The following is a 17,665-nucleotide window of genomic DNA, read 5'->3' on the forward strand; positions in this document are numbered from 1 at the left end:
CGATGACCAGTCCCAGATCGGTTACCCGCCGTTCGCGTTGGAGGAAATTTCTCAGCCGCTATGTCTCCTGATGGCCGGGTTAAGCCAACGCGAGCTCCGAGTTGGTCGCAGTAAACCGGTCATCCAGGAGAGTCCGACGAGGAGAATCCTGCCGGCATCTCCGACCGCAGATCTTCGCGGGGTACTGACCTCGCCAAACGATGCGCCAATGCCCTGTCGCCCGACGAAGCCGCCAGCCGCGCGAGAAAATCGACATCACCAAGCGCAGGGCTGCTTGAGCCTGAGCGGTCTCGCTCAACGTCGGATCTGGAGCAGGGTCGCCGCCGGCCGGTCGCGGCCGATACCCGAAACCCGTCGCATCTTCTCGTCCATGCGTACCGCCTGGCACGCGAGCCCTTCCGCACGCGCGCGGCCCCACTTACTTGTCGGTGACGGCGCCTTCCGAGGCGCTGGAGACCAGCTTTGCGTACTTGGCCAGGACGCCGCGCGTGTAGAGCGGCTTCGGCTGCGTCCAGCGCGCTCGGCGCGCGGCAAGCACCGCATCCGACACATCTAGGCTGATCTCGCGGGTTTGCGCGTCGATGGTGATGGCATCGCCGTTCTCGACCAGCGCGATCGGGCCGCCGTCGAAGGCTTCCGGCGTGATGTGGCCGACCACGAAGCCATGAGAGCCGCCGGAGAAGCGGCCATCGGTGATGAGCGCGACGTCCTTGCCGAGGCCTTTGCCCATGACGGCCGAGGTCGGCGACAGCATTTCGCGCATGCCCGGACCGCCCTTCGGCCCCTCGTAGCGGATCACGATGACATCGCCGGCGACCACCTCGCCGTCGAGGATGCCGGCCAGCGCGGCCTCCTCGCCGTGATAGACGCGCGCGCGGCCCGCGAAGCGCAGGCCTTCCTTGCCGGTGATCTTGGCGACCGCGCCGGTTGGCGACAGGTTGCCGTGCAGGATGACCAGATGCGAGTCCGTTTTGATCGGGTTGGCGAAGGGGCGAATGATGTCCTGACCCGGCGGATAGTCGGCGACATCGGCGAGGTTCTCCGCCAGCGTCCTGCCGGTGACGGTCAGCGTGTCGCCGTGCAGCAGGCCGGCATCGAGCATGCGCTTCATCAGCGGCTGGATGCCGCCGATCGCGACCAGCTCGGACATCATGTACTTGCCGCTCGGGCGCAGGTCGGCGAGCACCGGCGTGGTCTTGCCGATCTCGACGAAGTCGTCCAGCGTCAGCTCCACGTCCACGGCGTGGGCCATGGCGAGCAGATGCAGCACGGCGTTGGTGGAACCGGCGAGCGCGATGGTCACGCGGATCGCGTTCTCGAAGGCCTTGCGGGTCATGATGTCGCGCGGCTTGATGTCGCGTGCGAGCAACTCCAGCACCTGCTGACCGGCACGGTAGCAGTCCGAGGCCTTGTCGACCGAGACCGCTTCCTGCGCCGACGAACCCGGCAGCGACATGCCCAGCGCTTCGATCGCCGAGGCCATGGTGTTGGCGGTGTACATGCCGCCGCAGGAGCCCGGCCCCGGGATGGCGGTGTCCTCGATCTGCTTGAACTGATGCAGGCTGAGCTCCCCCGCGGCGTGCCGGCCGACGGCCTCGAACACCGAGATGATGTCGGTATGGCCGGCGCCGGGCCGGATGGTGCCGCCGTAGACGAAGATCGAGGGGCGGTTCAGGCGGGCCATGCCGATGAGGCAACCGGGCATGTTCTTGTCGCAGCCGCCAATCGCGATGAGGCCGTCGAAGCCTTCGCAGCCGGCCACGGTCTCGATGGAGTCGGCGATGACCTCACGCGACACCAGCGAGTACTTCATGCCCTCGGTGCCGTTGGCGATGCCGTCGGAGATGGTGATGGTGTTGAAGATGACGGCCTTGCCGCCGGCCGCGTTCGCACCCTTCTCGGCCTCTTGCGCGAGTTTGTCGATGTGCATGTTGCAGGGCGTGACGTTGGCCCAGGTCGAGGCGATGCCGATCTGCGGCTTCCTGAAATCCTCGTCGTTGAAGCCGACGGCGCGCAGCATGGCACGCGCAGGGGCGGCCTCGATGCCGTCGACGACCTGGGAGGAGTGCTTGCGCATGTTGTCGGTGATGTCGCTCATCTCGAAGACCTCTGGAAGTGGCTTGTGCGAAGGTGCGGGGATGCAGCCCAGGGGCAAGGGATTGCCGGCGTTGTCCCGTTATAGGTCCTGCCGACGCCCGTGTCAGTGCCCAACCCGCCCTGCGCCATGATGAAACGCCCGCAACGGGCCTCCCCGTTGCGGGCGTCGTCATGCTGCGACCGCGTGCAGAGTGCGCGCCTGCGCGACGGCAGACGCGCAGGCCGGATCAGTAATCCATCTCCGGCATCGCCGGCGCAGCGGCCTTCTCCTCCTTCGGCGCCTCGGCCACGGTGGCGTCGGTGGTGAGGATCAGGCCGGCGACCGAGGCCGCATTCTGCAGCGCGCTGCGGGTAACCTTGGTCGGGTCGATGACGCCGATCGCGACCAGGTCACCGTACTCGCCGCTGGCGGCGTTGTAGCCAAAGTTGCCAGCGCCCTCCTCGACCTTGGCCACCACCACGCTCGGCTCGTCGCCGGCGTTGGCCGCGATCGCGCGCAGCGGCTCCTCGAGCGCGCGCAGCACGATCTTGATGCCGGCGTCCTGGTCGTGGTTGTCGCCCTTGAGCGCCTTCACCGCGGCGCGGGCGCGCAGCAGCGCGACCCCGCCGCCGGGCACGATGCCCTCTTCCACCGCTGCGCGGGTGGCGTGCAGGGCGTCGTCGACGCGGTCCTTCTTCTCCTTCATCTCGACCTCGGTCGCCGCACCGACCTTGATCACCGCCACGCCGCCGGCGAGTTTGGCGACGCGCTCCTGCAGCTTCTCGCGGTCGTAGTCGGAGGTGGCGTCCTCGATCTGACGCTGGATCGCCGCCACGCGGGCCTTGATGCTGGCGTCCTCGCCGGCGCCGTCGATGATCGTGGTGTTCTCCTTGTGCACCTCGACGCGCTTGGCGCGGCCGAGGTCGGCAAGCGTGGCCTTGTCGAGCTGCTTGCCTGTCTCCTCGGCAATCACCGTGCCGCCGGTGAGGATGGCGATGTCCTCGAGCATGGCCTTGCGGCGGTCGCCGAAGCCGGGCGCCTTCACCGCCGCGACCTTGAGCACGCCGCGCATGCTGTTGACCACCAGGGTGGCGAGCGCCTCGCCCTCGATGTCCTCGGCGATGATCAGGAGCGGCTTGCCGGCCTTGGCGACCTCCTCGAGCACCGGCAGCAGCTCGCGGATGCTGGAGATCTTCTTGTCGTAGATCAGCACCAGCGGATCGTCGAGCACGGCGACCTGCTTGTCCGGGTTGTTGATGAAGTAGGGCGACAGGTAGCCGCGGTCGAACTGCATGCCCTCGACGACGTCGAGCTCGTTCTGCAGGCTCTTGCCGTCCTCGACGGTGATCACGCCTTCCTTGCCGACCTTGTCCATGGCACGGGCGATGATGTCGCCGATGTCGGCGTCGGAGTTGGCCGAGATCGACGCCACCTGGGCGATCTCCTTGCCGGTCGAGCACGGCTTCGACAGCTTCTTCAGCTCGTCGACGGTGGCGGCGACCGCCTTGTCGATGCCGCGCTTGAGGTCCATCGGGTTCATGCCGGCGGCGACGTACTTCATGCCTTCGACGACGATGGCCTGGGCGAGCACAGTGGCGGTGGTGGTGCCGTCACCAGCGACGTCCGCGGTCTTGGAGGCGACCTGCTTGACCATCTGCGCGCCCATGTTCTCGAGCTTGTCCTTGAGCTCGATCTCCTTGGCCACCGAGACGCCGTCCTTGGTGATCACCGGCGCGCCGAAGCTGCGGTCGAGCACGACGTTGCGGCCCTTCGGGCCCAGGGTCACCTTGACCGCATTGGCCAGGGTATTGACGCCGCGGACGATGCGTTCGCGGGCGGAATCGTGGAACTGGACGATCTTTGCTGCCATGTCTGTTTGTCTCCTTGATTCGGGTTGCCGGGGAATCAGGCGGCCTTCTTCAAGGCCGCGGCATCGCGCTCGACGACGCCCATGACGTCGTCCTCGCGCATCACCAGCAGTTCTTCGCCGTCGATTTTCACCGTCTGCCCGGCGTACTTGCCGAACAGCACCAGATCGCCGGCCTTCACCTCCATCGGGATCAGCGCGCCGGCGTCGTCGCGGCGGCCGGGGCCGACGGCGACGACCTCGCCCTGCTCGGGCTTCTCGGCGGCAGTATCGGGAATCACGATGCCGGACGCGGTCGTGCGCTGGGCTTCGACGCGCTTGACGATGATCCGGTCGCGTAGGGGACGAATGTGCATCTCTCGATCTCCTTTACGAGTTCATATCACCAGAGTAGCGATCGCGAAGCCGCGCCTGGCGCGGGCCACGAACCCAGGCGCGGCGCGGCATTCACGGTCGGGAGTGTGCCGACGGAGGGCGAGATGGGGACAGCGAAAACGGATTTCAAGAGGGGGAAATCAGGGCAGCAGGAGGCGCCTGATGCGGCCGAGTCGATACACCACCGGCGCCCGTTGCGGCTCGCCCAGCGCGCGCGGCGCCACCGGGCAGGGGGGGGTACGCCCGCCCTCGGCGTCGAGCGTGTCGTCATCGGCGACGGCGCGCCACAGCCCGGAGCGCACCGGGCGGAACAGCCAGCGCACGTAGCCGCGGCGGGCGGCGAGTTGCATCAGTTCGTCGCGATCGGGCGCCTCGGCAACCAGGTGGGCGTCACTGCCCGGGGCGAGCGGGTTGTCGCCGAAGGCCTGGCGGCACTCATGGGCCTCGCGTGCCGACGCGCCCGCGTCGTTGCAGCCGCGGCGCACGCTGCGCTCCATGTCCCAGGCGCCGAGCTGCCAGGCGGCGTCGAGCATCGCGCCGTCGATCTCCTCGAGCGCCTGCCAGCGCGGATTGAGCTGCAGGGCCGAGCCGGGCACCGCGCGCCGTCGCGCGGGCTCCGGTCCGGCCGCTTCGTCCCTGCGAAAGCCGTGCCAGTGCAGCATCAGCAGCAGGGGGGTGTCGGGCCGGCGCACGGCGCTGACGGTGACCGCATACAGCGGCAGCCGCACAGCGTCGATCTGGGCCCGGATGCTGGTCAGGATGTCCATGGCGTTCTTCCTCCACTTCAAGGCCGACGCCATGGAAAACTACCAGAAAGCTCAGGCGATCTGCACCTCGATGCGCTTGGGCTGGGCGTGCTCCGCCTTGGGGATGCGCAGCCTCAGCACGCCGTGCTCGAACTTCGCCTCGACCTTGTTCGGGTCGAGCTCGCGCGACAGCGTAAACATGCGGCGGTAGCGCGGCAGCTTGACCTCGGCGTGGCTCGCCTCCATGCCTTCCGGCACGGACAGCGCCAGCTCGCCCTCGATGCTGAGCGTGTCGCCCTCGACCTGCAGGGCGAGGCGCTCCTTCGGCACCCCGGGCAGGTCGGCGTAGAGCGTGATGCCGCCGGCGTCCTCGATCACGTCGACGGGCGGCAGCAGGCTCGCTTCCTCGCGCGGCGCCTCGGCGGAGCCCTGGGCGGCAGCCTTGGTGGCGGCGCTCGCGATATCGGTCTTGTTGCTCATGGTCTGTCCTCCGTAATCCTTACTGGATGGCGATGCGGCGCGGCTGGGCTTCTTCCTTGCGGCGGACGCTGACGTGCAGCACGCCGTCGCGGTACCTGGCCTCGATCGCATTGGGGTCGACGTCGTCGGGCAGGCTGACGACGCGGCGGAAGCGGCCCGAGAAGCGCTCGCCGATATGCACGGTCGCCTTTTCCGGGACCTCCGGCGCCTTGCGCTCGCCGGCGAGGGTGAGCATGCCCTTCTCGAGCTGGACGTCGAGCGTGGCGGGGTCGAGACCGGGTGCGAAAGCGTAGATTTCCACCGACGTCGGCGTACCGCCGACGTTGAGCGCGGGGTAGCCGCGTGTCAGGCCGCGGATGCTGGGGCCGGTGTCGAAAGCCTGCTGCATCTCGCGCTGCAGGCGGTCCAGTTCCGCGAACACGTCGCGGGGGAACAATGAACGGGCGTACATGCGAACCTCCGGTTGTGGTGTGGAACGAGCGCCCTGGTGGGCCTCCCGCTTCCCTAACTAGGTTTCAACCGGCTCGATTTCAAGTCCCCGCGCGCGTGATCCTCGCGTGATCGATACGCCGTCCCGCCGCGTCCCGGCGCCGCAGCTCAGTCCGGCCCCGGCGTCGCCTCCAGCCACACGATGCGGCCCTGGCCGGCCTCGCTCAGGCGGGTCTGCAGGGCGGCGGCGGCATCCTCGGGCAGGCTGAAGCACAGCTCGACCGCGTCGCCATGGGTCACCCTCTGCAGCTTCGCCCCTGCGCCATCGAGTTCGCGCCGCAGCAGGCCCTCGAGGGCATAGGGCACGGCGCAGCGCAAGGTCGCGAGGCGCACGATCGGTACCTTCTCGGCCTGCAGCAGGGCCTGGGCCACGGCGTCGGTGTAGGCGCGCACCAGGCCGCCGGCGCCGAGCTTGACGCCGCCGAAGTAGCGCACCACGGTGGCAAGCACGCCTTCCAGGTCCTGGTGGCGCAGCACCTCGAGCATCGGCCGGCCCGCGGTGCCGCTGGGCTCGCCGTCGTCCACCGCCGCCGACTGGCCGCCCGCAAGCAGCGCCCAGCACACATGGCGTGCGCCGGGGTGCTGCGCCCACAGTTCGGCCACCACCTTCTGCGCGCCGGCGCGGTCGGCCATCGGCTGCACGCAGCCGATGAAGCGGCTCTTCTTGATGATCAGCTCGCTATGGACGGGGGCGGCGAGGGTGAGCGGCATGGCGTGAGCTTCCTCGTGACTCAGGCCGGCGGCGCCAGGCCGTCGGCGCCCGCTTGCTGCAGGTGCTCACGCAAGGGGCCGAAGACCTGCTGCGCGAGCGCGAAGAAGCGCGCATCCAGCGGCTGTTCGACGCCGCGCAGCGCCAGGCGGTAGGCGGGGTCGCGGCCTTCGCCGAACTGCGCGCGCTGGCCGCCCGTCCATTTGTCGTGCGCCTTGCGCGCATTGCCGTCGTTGGAAACGCAGGCCCAGGCCGACTTGGGGAAGAAGTGCAGCGGCTGCATCAGGCCCTCGCGGTAGAGCGCCAGCAGGCCGGCGAGGAGCTCGTGCGCCTGTGCCGGGTCGAGCGCGGCGAAGGCGACATCGGCGTCGCGCAGCAGTACCCGGGTGCGGCGCTCGACGCCGGCCGGGCCACCGGCGCACAGCATCAGGTGGGCGATCCAGGCCTCGAGATAGTGGCTGGCGCCGGCATCGGCATAGCGCCAGCGCAGCATGCCTTCGGGGCGCAGCTCGCCGAGCACGGCGCCCAGCGTCCACGGCTCGCCGGCGAGCGCGAACGCACACTGGCAACTCGCGGCCTCGATCGCCGGCGCGCATCGCGCCACGGCCAGGCGGGCGGCAAAGTCGCGCATCGCCGCCAGCTCGGCGGCCAGGCCCGCTTCGCCCATGGCGCCGCGCGGGAACTCGCCGCCGGCGCGCGCCAGCTGCGCGAGCGCCGCGTCGTCGCGACCAGCGCCCTCGCCCGCGGCCCTCAGCGCGGGGTCGCGCCCATCAGCCTGGGCGCCGAGCAGTACCGGCATCAGGCGCTCGGCCAGCGCCCAGCGTGCGGGCCGGTCGGGCACGAAGCGCTCGGTGTCCTCGAGCTCGGCATCGGCTTCGGGCAGGTCCAGGCCGAGGCGCTCACGCAGCAGCTCGCGGCAGGGGTTGCGGTAGAAGCGCACCAGGCGCTCGAGCGTGAGCGAGCGCCACTCCGGCCCGGGCGGCGGCAGGGGACGCTCGAAGAAGGGGGCGACATCGACGGCAAACGGGCCCTCGCCTTCGTCGTCCGACGCGCCCTCCGACTCGCCGTCCGTCACGGCCTCGATCGCGCCCCCACTCGCGCCCCCACTCGTGCCCTCCGAAGCCTCTGCCAGCGCGGCCTGAGCATTGGCCGCAGCGGGCTCGGCGCCGTGCTCCGCGTCCGCGACCGGACCATTGGGCGATGCCGCCGCCGCGCGTGCCGCGGCCCCGAGGCGAGCGGCGAGGGCCTCGGCGTAGCCTTCGTTGAAACTCACCAGACGCGCATCACCACGCTCGGCGGGCAGGAAGTAGTCGGGGGCGAAGGCCTGCAGCGGATGCGCCACGCACAGGCGCTGGCGCGCCGCGGCAAGCGCGTCGGGGTCGGTGGCGCTGCTCGCGGTGGCCTCGGCGAGCACGTCGAGCAACTCATCGACCAGCACCGAGGGCCGCAATTCGCTGCCGTCGCGCACGCTGCGCCCGACGTAGGACAGGTGCAGCACCTCGCGCGCCGACAGCAGCACGTCGAGGAAGAGGTTGCGCTCGTCCAGCCGGCGCTGGCGGTCACCGGCCTGGGGGCGGGCCGCCATGAGGTCGAACTCGGCCGCGCGGTCGCTGCCGGGGAACAGCCCGTGGTCGAGCCCGATCACGCACACCACGCGATAGGGCAGCCCGCGCAGCGAGGACAGCGCGGAGAAGCTGAGCGTGCCGCCGGGTACGCCGCCGCGCGCCGGGTCGTCGAGCAGGGCCGCGAGCGCGGGGCGGATCACCGCCAGCCCCTGCGCGGCCGCGCAGCCGCCCGCCGTCATGTCGTCGGCGAGCTGGGCGATGGCGGCGCGCAGCTCGCGCAGTTCGTCCGCCCAGGTTGCGGCGTCGCCGACCAGGCGGTCGAGCACCTCGTTGAGCAGCGCGCGCCAGCCCGCGGCGTCATGGTCCTGCAGCAGGCGCGTGCGCAGGCTACGCAGGCTCTCGGCATAGCGCCAGAAGCGGCCAAGCGCGAGCGCCGCCTGGCCCTCGGGCGCGGCGGCGCCGATGCGCCCGGCAAAGGACGCGTGCTGGGCGGCGTCGCCCGCGGCCCAGGCGAGGAACAGGCGGTGCAGGCCCTCCTCCAGCGTATGCGGCAGGCCGGTCGGCTCGCCCCCCGGCTGCCCCAGCACCGCATGCACCGCGCCGGCATCCAGGCCCCAGCGCACGCCGGCGGCGCGCAGCCAGTCATGGATGGTCTCCAGCGCCGTGTCGTCCAGGCCGTGGTGGGCGGCGACCGGGGCCTGCTGCAGCAGATCGAACACCTGGGTGGCGGGAAAACGGCTGGCGGCCAGGCCGAGCATGCGGTCGAGCACCTGGGCGATGGGGTTGTCATGGGTGCCGCCCAGGCCGGTGATGCGCCAGGGGATGCGGCGCGCCGGCGGCGCGGTGCCGAACACCGCCTCGATCAGCGGCGCGCTCGCCTCCAGGTCGGGGGTGAGCACCACCACGTCGGCCGGGCTGAGCGCGTCCGGCGTGCCCTCGTGCGCCTTGAACAGCCCGAGCAGGCGGTCGTGCAGCACCTCGAGCTCGCGCGTGCGCGAATGGCAGACATGCACCTCGATGCTGCGGTCGGCGGCGGCCAGCTTGACCCCGGCGGGCGGGAGTTCCTGCAGGTCGAGGATGGCGTTGTGCACGCGGGCAAGCAGATGGCGGCCGGGATGCGGTGCGAACAAGGCTTCGTCCTCGAGCACGTGCTCGCCCTCGAACAGCAGGCCGATGTGGGCGCGGGTCTGCTTGCCCCAGGCGGCGAGCAGGCGGTTGCCGGTCTCGAAGAACAGGTCCTGCTGGCGGGTGGCGAGCCAGGACAGGCGGCGCGCATCGACGATGTCGAACCAGAACTCGCGGCAGGGGTTGAGCACGTACAGGCGCACATCCACCACCCGCGCCAGCTCGCGCAGCATGTCGAGGTAGAGCGGCGGCAGCGCCGGCAGGCCGAACACATGCACGCTGCGCGGCAGGCCGGTGGCGGCGAGCGCGTCGTGATCCATCGCCGTCACCGCGCGCAGGAAGGCGGTCGCCGGATGCTCACTGCGCAGGCCCATGGCCTCGCGGATGCGGCGCCACAGCGCGGCCTGCCAGGCCTCGTCGGCGCGCGCGGCGGCGCTCGCGTCCGCCTCCAGCACGCTGCCGCGGCCCTCGCTCCAGCGCGCCAGCCACTGCGGCCGATAGGTGAGGTAGTGGTCGAACACGCGCGCGATGCGCTCGGCAAGCTCGAAGCGCATGCGCGCGTCGGCGCCGGCGAGGTAATGCGCTAGGCGCGGGTGCTCGCTCAGCCAGGCGCCTTCGGCCGCGTCCGCATCGAGCAGGCCGTGGATGCGCCAGGCCAGCAGCGCCGGCGAGAAGGGCGAGCGCGCCGGCACCTCGGGCACGACGCGGCCGATCTGCTGCCACAGCCACTGGGCGAGGAAGTCGCAGCGCAGGTTGGCGCACACGCCCTCGTGGTCGGCCACCGCCAGCTCGAGCCGACGGCGCAGCGCGGCGCTCGGCACCACCACCTCGCGCTCGCCGAAGGGGCCGGGCTGCTCCTCGGCCAGGCGCTCGAGGAGCTCGTCGAGGAGGATTTCGAAGCGGTTGGAAAAGCTCAGGGACAGCATGCACGGTTTCCGCAGGGGCGCCGGCCGGGCAACGCGGCGAGCGCCGCAGGATAGCGCATCGCGCCGCCGCGGGTGCCGGCGCGCGAATGTGTAAACTGCCCGCTGTTCATCGCCCACCCACCGCCATGGCCAAGACCCACCCCGAAGGCTGGCGCCTGCTGCCCGCCAGCGGCGCCCGCGCCCGCGAGCTGCAGACGCTCGCGCTGCTCGCCGGTGCGCTGCCCGCCGACACGACGATCTACCACGGCCTGCACTGGACGCGGGCCGAAGGCAGCGTGGCGGTGTTCGGCGACATCGGCTTCGTCGTCCTCGGGCCGGGCGGGCGGATCCTGCTCGTCGAACAGCAGGCCGGCTTCCTCGACGAGGGCGAGCATGGGCTGCTGCGACCGGGCCGGCGGCGCGAGCGCAACATCAGCGTGGATCTGGCGCGCCAGGCCGACGCCTTGCGTGCCCGCCTGCGCCCGGCGCTGAGCGGCGCCGAGCCGATGCTCGACGTGCTGCTCTACTGCCCCGACTACAGCGTGCGCCAGCCCGGCACCGCCGGCCTCGACCCGGCGCGCATCGTCGATGCGCCGCGGCGCGAGCAGCTGGTGGCCACGATCCTCGCCCTCACCCGCGACGCCGACGGTGCACCGCCCGCCGACCCTGCCCGCCAGCAGGCCCTGCACCGCTTCTTCGCCGACCTGCTCGAGCTGGTGCCCGACGTGCAATCCCACATCGGCCAGGTGGACGACCTGAGCACACGGCTGTCGGGCGGGCTCACCGAATGGGCGCGCCGCATCGACATGAGCCCGCACCGCCTGCGCGTGACCGCCACCGCCGGCAGCGGCAAGACCCAGCTCGCGCTCGCCGCCTACACCGATGCGCTCGCTGCCGGCCGGCGCCCGCTCTACGTCTGCTACAACCGCCCGCTGGCCGACCACTTCGCCCGTATCGCCCCCGCCGGCGGCGAGATCGCCACCTACCACCAGCTCTGCGACCGTCGCCTGCGCGACGCCGGCCGTCCGCCGCGCTTCGGCGCCCCCGGCGCCTTTCGCCGCATGGAGGCGGACTTCGCCGCCCTGGTGGCCGCCCCCGCCAGCGGGCAGCCCGACCCCCGGTGGCAGTTCGACGAGCTGATCATCGACGAAGGCCAGGACTTCATGGAGCCCTGGCGCGACGCCCTGCTCGCACTGCTCAAGCCGGGCGGGCGCGCCTGGTGGCTGGAAGACCCGCTGCAGAACCTCTACGACCGCCCCGCGGTGGCCCTGCCGGGCTGGGTCGGGCTCAGCGCCGACACCAACTACCGCACCCCGGCCGACGTGCTCGCGCTGCTCAACGCCTGCCTGCCCCTGCCCACCCCGATCCGCGCCGGCAGCCCGGTGGCCGACAGCGAACCCGAGCTGCTCGCCTGGCACGACGAGGCCGGCATGCTGGAAGCCACCAAGCGCGCGATCACGCGCGCGCTCGGGCTGGGCTTTCGCCGCGACATGATCGTGCTGCTCACCTTCCGCGGCCGCGAGCATTCGCGCTTCACCCCGCTAGAGCACCTCGGCCCCCACCGCCTGCGCGCCTTCACCGGCCGCTACGACCTGCTCGGCGAGCCCGAGCACTCGCAGGGCGAGCTGCTGATCGATTCCGTGTACCGCTTCAAGGGCCAGTCCGCGCCCTGCATCATCTTCACCGAGATCGACTTCGAACCGAGGGCAGACGGGATGGACGAGCTCACCATGCGCAAGCTCTTCGTGGGTGCGACGCGGGCGACGATGAAGCTGATCCTGGTGGCGTCGGAGCGCGCGGCCGCCATGCTGACGGCCGACCCGGCAAAGGCCGGACAGGCCGCGCTCGGCATCGGGGCGGGGCAAGCGCAAGGCTGAAAGCTGGAGCCGGGCGGACTACCATGGAAGTGTCGCTTCCCCGCACGAGGCTGCAGCATGAGCAACAAGCACCGCAACGTCCTACAGGCGATCTTCCGCGACCCGCCCCCGAGCAACCTGCAGTGGCGCGAGGTGGAATCGCTGTTGAACCATCTCGGCGCGCTCGTCGAGAGCGGACACGGCGCGCGCTTTCGCGTCGTGCTCAACCGCCACGAGTTCTTCCTCCACCACCCGCACCACAGCAACGAATTCGGCAAGCAGGCGATCAAGCAACTGCGCGAATTCCTCGCCAGCGCCGGGGTCACGCCCTCGCTCTACGACGAGTCGGGGCAATGAGCACGCCAGGCCCAAGCCCGCGCGCCCGCTAGACGGCAGGCGCGCAATGCGATGAAGACGATGCGATGAAGGACGATCCGGAACGGCTGACCGTGTATTACGACGGCGCCTGCCCACGCTGCGTGCGCGACCGCCAGCAGTACGAGTCGCTGGCGGGCGACGCGGCGGACACCGTGTGCTGGATCGACATCACCGGACGCGACGAGGACTTGCGCGCGCAGGGGATCGACCCCGGCCTCGCCCTGCGCGAACTCCACGTCGCCGACGCCCGCGGTCGCATCCATCGCGAGCTCGACGCCTACATCCTGCTGATGTCGCGCGTGCCCTTGCTGCGTCCGCTCGCCTGGCTGATCGGGCTGCCCGGCCTGCGCCGCCTGCTGTCGGCCCTCTATCGCGCTAGCGTGCTGCGGCGTCTGCGCGCCAGCGGGCGCGACTAGCCGGCATGCCCCGTGTGCCAGCCCCTCAGTAGCTCGCTCCGTCACCGCAGCCCGAACGACCTTCCATCGCGAGGGCGTTACCGCCATTACCGTCTGCGCAGGCGGTCTGCTTCTCATGCTCCAACACCGACCGGCCGCCGGCCACGCCACGCCTCAACACCTCATCCCTCGAAACATCTCGCTCGACCAATGGCAATGGTCCGCCCCAGTCTTCCCTCTCGGGCTTCGGCGCGACGGCGGGACTGCTGGCCGCCTCCGTCGGTGCAGACGACGAATTCGGAGGCCGCCCTGTGGCCGGGAGGGTTTCAGCACCCTCACGAACCGCCCTTCCCGACTGAACCAACTCACGCGACGCCGCAGCGTCGCCGAAGAACTTGATGATCAGGCTGCCGATGGCACCAATCGCCGATGCCTGAGTGTTACTGGACATTGTGACGAGCACCAGCGCAAGCAGGCCGATCCGCCTCATGGCGAGATTCCGGAAAGCAGGTCTCCACCTCACAGGGGAAATTCGCGAAGCGCTTGTCGTATCAGCACCTCGATCTCGTCGCGGGAAACCGGCGGAACACGAGCGCTCAACGCATCTGCAATGAGCCCGAGACGGCGGCACACATTCCTGTTCGGCTCACCTCTTACGCCTCGGTCGAAATCTCCGCTTCTGGCGATGCGCTCGGCGCAGTAACTACGGTGGGTCGCGGCCGAGACCGACGACCGATGATGCAGTCGCTTGAACGTCTGACCGTCAAGGACGTCATTTGCGTCGAGAAAGTCGATATGCATGATCGTCTGCTGCGCATACCCGTTCGTGGGCGAATCAGAAGCGGTCGCGCCGCCACGGCGGTTGGCCTTGCGATTCCGATCCGCGGTGGCGCGAACCTGCCCGACGACCGCCATCGGCGGGGTATCTGCCGACCCGTCACCCTCTTCCGGTACCACGAGGTGCTCAATGCCGGAGTCGCGCAGTGCTTCAAGTGCCATTGCCCTCGCGTCGGACGCGCTCACCCCATTCATCCACTCGTTGAGTCGACCTGTCGTCCCCCTGATCCGGAACGGGCGAAAGCATTCGAAAACGACCGACTCTGCACGATCCCGATCGGACTTTCCGCCGGGGATATAGGCAAGCACAGAAAAATTGACGTGATCTCGGCCAAAGTTCCGTACGTAGTTGCCATGGCGTTTTGTCAGGTGCTCAGACTTACCCACTTTGATATCGCCGCGTCGAACCTGGATGGCTCGTTGCGCGACCCGGTGATCTCCCGCATTGACCGAGATAGGCGTCTCATTATTGAGGGTGACGAGATACAGGCCGCCGTGGGTTCGCTGATTGGACATACGTCGTTCTCTCCCGCCGTGCTTGATTGGAGTTGCCAGAAGCGTTACCGCAGCCTATCATTAAAGACTGACAATTACAAGTGTAATGGTTAACATTATGACTGAGGATACACCACTTGGCGGCACCTCACCGACCGACGAAGCGGGATGGAAAATCGACAAGCTAGCCGAATTGAGCGGCCTCACCATCAGAACGATCCGCTACTACCAGACGGAAGGCTTACTACCTCCGCCTGCCCTGCAAGGCAGGTTCGCCGTTTACTCGAGAGCCCACCTCGATGTGTTGAATCAAATCAAGAAGGACAGAGCTGTTGATGGCCTCGCGGCGCTCTACGAAGCCGCCAGGGCATCATCGACGGGTCGTCCTTCGCTTGTTGCCCACCCTCACCGAGGCGATCGCGTCGAGAAACTGCTCCGTTGCGTCGTGGGCGAAGGCGTCGAGGTGCTGATCGCCACCGAGCGCGCGGGCCTGTCGCCCAACGCTATGCAGACGATGCTCTCGGAGATCGCAGCCTTGGTCCAGGGCAGAGTGCACGGTGAGGCAAGCATGACGCCGTCACTTGAGCCGGCAACGCCCGAGGGCACAAAGCGCATCCTGGACGAATTGGTGCAATCGGGCCTGACCGATGAGCAGTTCAGGCGGCTCCATCCGAAGCCGGGCGAGACCATCAAACGCCACCTCTCCTACGTGGGCGCGCGCGACGCCTTCCACGCCGGCTCCATGAATGCCCTGGTCAATCACCGCCTGCAGTTGTGCCGAAGGTACTTGCGCGAGCGGGACCTGACGTCGTCAACCGAAGCCGCGCAGCCATCGCTCTTGGATAGCTGTGTCGACGACGCCGCGCGCGCAATTCCAATTCCGTAAGGACGCCCACCGCACCACCGGTGGCCGCAGCGCGATCGGGCGAACAATTCAGACAGGGAGGATCGAATGGCAAATCATGAACTTGAACTCACGGTTGACCTGGGACGGTCGCGACACGGCGATTTCCCTTTTCGCGTCCGCTTGGTAACGAGCCCGCTATCGCAACTCATCCAGGCCTCGGAACGTGCGTGTCGCGTCTATGAATTGCTCCTGATCGATCGTCCAGGGGACATCTGGGACTATGTCATGGTCGTGCCCGAGGCCTTGCCTCCTGAAGTGACGGAAGCGCTCACGCGTGCCGATAGCGACGAGCGCACGGCGCGCGATCGCGACTCGGCGCCCTCGCCTCCGGTTCCTTTTCCGGCGTTCGATCGCCTATTCGCGTGGTCGGGGGAGGATACGACGGAGGGCGCTGAGCAATGGCTACGCCACCGTAACTCGGCCCAGATGCGGTCTTTTGCGCGTCAGGCCATATTGACTGTGCGCGCAGCCCAAGGGCGCCTGCGCTCGAACGACCCGCTGCTGGCCCGCATCAGCGCGCGGGTCAGCGCCAGCGAGCATGCATTCTGCTTTCTCGGACGAGACGCTGCGCGCGAGGCCAGTCGTCGAGCAGATTCCTGGGTGAGCCGCCGGCCGGACACGCATACGCCAGCGTTTTATGCAAGTCTGGCCAAGGCCCTGCGCGATCCCGACGTGGCTTCAGTCGCGTACCTCGGCGAGGGCGACTTTCGTGCGCTGCGCATGATCGCCACGGAGCAGGCGCGCCGCGCCGCGCGAACCGGTCACGAGCCCAGGCACGCCCTGCACGCGGTGATCATGGTGAATCGTGGCATCAGCAACGAGGAATGGGAGTCGATGATCTGGCAATCGGGCGACGCGGCCCCGCAAGGCAATCAGTACAGCCTGTGCATCGAGGGTTACGGCCAACTGACGAACTACTCCTCGCCGGAACTGGTATCGAGCGACGGTTCGGTGTGCAAGGCGTTCTTGGCCACACGTGACCATGGCGAGATCGAGGGCTTCTCATCAGACGCTGGCGATGGCTGGGTGCTCTATGAGCGGCGGGACTCTGACGCTGCCATTCGTCGCAGGGGCATGGACCGCCGCCGCTACATGCGAACCATTCCGATACTGTTCTTCCCGGATAGCGAACTGGCCCTCTTCAGCCACGAGAAGGTGGTGGTCGTGATCGGTGCCAATGCACCGACCGCTACGCGCGTCGCGCTGGCGAGGGTGCTGGCCGACTGGCAGCGAAGCGGCGGTGATCCGCTGCTTGTGATCGTTGGCGACAGAACGCCCTTCGATGCCGCGGACTTCAAAGCGGCGCTCACCCCACCAACGGGTGACGCCGACGAGTGCTCGCTGGGGGATTGGTTCTTCACCGAACTGCGCCGGTCGCGGCCGTGGATCGATGTCGTCATCGCCATCAAGGCGCCGGGTTGGGCCACGCGGGCCTTGAGTCGCACCCTCCAGAGCGACGAGTTTGACTCCCGACCCTGGTTGCCGTGGATTGTGGCAAGCGAAGGCGAGTCGGTGCTCAAGGTGGATCAAGTTCTGGCTGGAGATGCCGCGCAGGCTATTTTCGACGCTCAGCAGCGGGCCCAAGCCATGCAACCGCGCCGCATGCGATCTTGAGCAGCACTCGCTGTCAGGCTATCGGCGAAGCCTCATGCACCCAAAGCGCTCAGGTTTTCAGCGGGGGCCCTTCAACCTAAGTCCAATGCAGGTCAGCTTCTCAAGACGCGGCCGAGCAGTCGCGGACCTGGAACACCGCCTCGTCGTCCCAATGGTCCAGCAGGATGCGCGCCACCCGCTGCTGCCACAGCTCACCGAAGCGGCGCCGCGTATCTGCATCCGCCTGGCCGCGCAGGCACAGGCCGAGCAGTGCCGAGGCCTCGGGGTGTGGCGGCACACGCGCGAGCTCGGCCGACGCATCGACGGACTTGCCGCTGTCCAGGCGCGTGAAGCGCAGCGACAAGGGCAGCTCCACCCCGAAGTGCTGCAGGTCGCGGCGCACGAAGTGGCCACCGATGCCCTTGAAGCCGCCCTGCTGCGCTGCGCCCGTGAGCAGGGTGAGGACGCTGGCGATGACGCCGGTCACGCCGCTGTCCACAGGCTCGGCGAAGTCGATGCGCACGCCGCCGCGCTCGGGCAGTTCGCCCGGGTAGAGGGCGGCAAGGGCGTGGCAGCCGAGCGCATAGGCCGAGGCCACGGTCGGGCAGGAGTGGCCGGCGAGCTTGACCGCGTCCTCGTAGCCGTAGTCCAGCACGCCGCCCTCGGCGGCGGCGAGGAAGTCGGCGAGCGGATCGCGCACACGCAGGCGCGGAACATCACGGTAGAAATCGGGCAAGCTCAAGACGGCACCTCGGTATCGGGGCTGGAGGGATCGGACTGGGGGAGGAATCCGATTGTCCATGGCCCCGCGCGGTGCTGCCTTGATCCAACTCAGGGGGCGACGGGCGTCGTGCCGCGCAGCGACG

At 69.1% G+C, this 17,665-nt stretch carries 16 protein-coding genes; 5 read left to right on the forward strand and 11 right to left on the reverse strand.

Annotated elements, in window-relative coordinates; all coding sequences use genetic code 11:
- Nucleotides 1–418 precede the first annotated feature (418 nt).
- From ilvD to recC, 8 genes are all read right to left on the reverse strand, one after another.
- The gene (ilvD, locus tag ACMV5O_RS06720) at nt 419–2,098 is read right to left on the reverse strand and encodes a dihydroxy-acid dehydratase (RefSeq protein ID WP_416162780.1); all 1,680 of its coding nucleotides are present in this window, start codon (nt 2,096–2,098) and stop codon (nt 419–421) included.
- 226 nt (nt 2,099–2,324) lie between these two features.
- Nucleotides 2,325–3,947 (reverse strand): chaperonin GroEL, encoded by a 1,623-nt coding sequence (gene groL / locus ACMV5O_RS06725; RefSeq protein ID WP_416162781.1) that lies wholly within the window; start codon nt 3,945–3,947, stop codon nt 2,325–2,327.
- A gap of 35 nt (nt 3,948–3,982) precedes the next feature.
- A complete protein-coding gene (locus ACMV5O_RS06730) occupies nt 3,983–4,300 on the reverse strand; it encodes a co-chaperone GroES (RefSeq protein WP_416162782.1) in 318 nt (105 codons plus the stop codon).
- A 159-nt stretch (nt 4,301–4,459) separates the two neighbouring features.
- Nucleotides 4,460–5,086 carry a hypothetical protein gene (locus tag ACMV5O_RS06735; protein WP_416162783.1) on the reverse strand — a complete coding sequence of 209 codons (627 nt, stop codon included), beginning with the start codon at nt 5,084–5,086 and terminating at the stop codon, nt 4,460–4,462.
- Between the two features lie 51 nt (nt 5,087–5,137).
- Entirely contained in the window at nt 5,138–5,545 is a 408-nt protein-coding gene (locus ACMV5O_RS06740) for an Hsp20/alpha crystallin family protein (protein ID WP_416162784.1), read from the reverse strand.
- A 19-nt stretch (nt 5,546–5,564) separates the two neighbouring features.
- Entirely contained in the window at nt 5,565–5,996 is a 432-nt protein-coding gene (locus ACMV5O_RS06745) for an Hsp20/alpha crystallin family protein (protein ID WP_416162785.1), read from the reverse strand.
- Between the two features lie 146 nt (nt 5,997–6,142).
- Entirely contained in the window at nt 6,143–6,745 is a 603-nt protein-coding gene (locus tag ACMV5O_RS06750; protein ID WP_416162786.1) for an IMPACT family protein, read from the reverse strand.
- 20 nt (nt 6,746–6,765) lie between these two features.
- Nucleotides 6,766–10,359 carry an exodeoxyribonuclease V subunit gamma gene (gene recC, locus ACMV5O_RS06755; protein ID WP_416162787.1) on the reverse strand — a complete coding sequence of 1,198 codons (3,594 nt, stop codon included), beginning with the start codon at nt 10,357–10,359 and terminating at the stop codon, nt 6,766–6,768.
- Nucleotides 10,360–10,484: 125 nt separating this feature from the next.
- Here recC and ACMV5O_RS06760 point away from each other — a divergent pair, with 125 nt between their 5' ends.
- The 3 genes from ACMV5O_RS06760 to ACMV5O_RS06770 all read left to right on the forward strand — a co-directional run bounded on the left by ACMV5O_RS06760 (nt 10,485) and on the right by ACMV5O_RS06770 (nt 12,988).
- Entirely contained in the window at nt 10,485–12,215 is a 1,731-nt protein-coding gene (locus ACMV5O_RS06760) for an ATP-binding domain-containing protein (RefSeq protein ID WP_416162926.1), read from the forward strand.
- A 57-nt stretch (nt 12,216–12,272) separates the two neighbouring features.
- Nucleotides 12,273–12,551, forward strand: coding sequence for a type II toxin-antitoxin system HicA family toxin (locus tag ACMV5O_RS06765; protein ID WP_416162788.1), 279 nt, complete (start codon nt 12,273–12,275; stop codon nt 12,549–12,551).
- Nucleotides 12,552–12,616: 65 nt separating this feature from the next.
- Nucleotides 12,617–12,988, forward strand: coding sequence for a thiol-disulfide oxidoreductase DCC family protein (locus ACMV5O_RS06770; RefSeq protein WP_416162789.1), 372 nt, complete (start codon nt 12,617–12,619; stop codon nt 12,986–12,988).
- A 25-nt stretch (nt 12,989–13,013) separates the two neighbouring features.
- Here the strand turns inward: ACMV5O_RS06770 and ACMV5O_RS06775 are convergent, their stop codons facing one another.
- Complete coding sequence (locus tag ACMV5O_RS06775) at nt 13,014–13,457, reverse strand: hypothetical protein (RefSeq protein WP_416162790.1); 444 nt, start codon at nt 13,455–13,457, stop codon at nt 13,014–13,016.
- A 29-nt stretch (nt 13,458–13,486) separates the two neighbouring features.
- On the reverse strand, nt 13,487–14,320 hold the full coding sequence (locus ACMV5O_RS06780) for a hypothetical protein (protein WP_416162791.1): 834 nt from the start codon (nt 14,318–14,320) through the stop codon (nt 13,487–13,489).
- Nucleotides 14,321–14,417: 97 nt separating this feature from the next.
- Between ACMV5O_RS06780 and ACMV5O_RS06785 the strand changes: the two genes are divergently transcribed.
- Both ACMV5O_RS06785 and ACMV5O_RS06790 read left to right on the forward strand, forming a co-directional pair.
- A complete protein-coding gene (locus tag ACMV5O_RS06785; RefSeq protein ID WP_416162792.1) occupies nt 14,418–15,185 on the forward strand; it encodes a MerR family transcriptional regulator in 768 nt (255 codons plus the stop codon).
- A gap of 66 nt (nt 15,186–15,251) precedes the next feature.
- Nucleotides 15,252–16,820, forward strand: a complete 1,569-nt coding sequence (locus ACMV5O_RS06790; RefSeq protein ID WP_416162793.1) for a hypothetical protein — start codon at nt 15,252–15,254, stop codon at nt 16,818–16,820.
- A 100-nt stretch (nt 16,821–16,920) separates the two neighbouring features.
- Here the strand turns inward: ACMV5O_RS06790 and ACMV5O_RS06795 are convergent, their stop codons facing one another.
- A complete protein-coding gene (locus ACMV5O_RS06795) occupies nt 16,921–17,541 on the reverse strand; it encodes a hypothetical protein (RefSeq protein ID WP_416162794.1) in 621 nt (206 codons plus the stop codon).
- Between the last annotated feature and the right edge of the window lie 124 nt (nt 17,542–17,665).

The sequence above is a fragment of the Thauera sp. WH-1 genome, from assembly GCF_047806685.1.
GTDB lineage: Bacteria > Pseudomonadota > Gammaproteobacteria > Burkholderiales > Rhodocyclaceae > Thauera.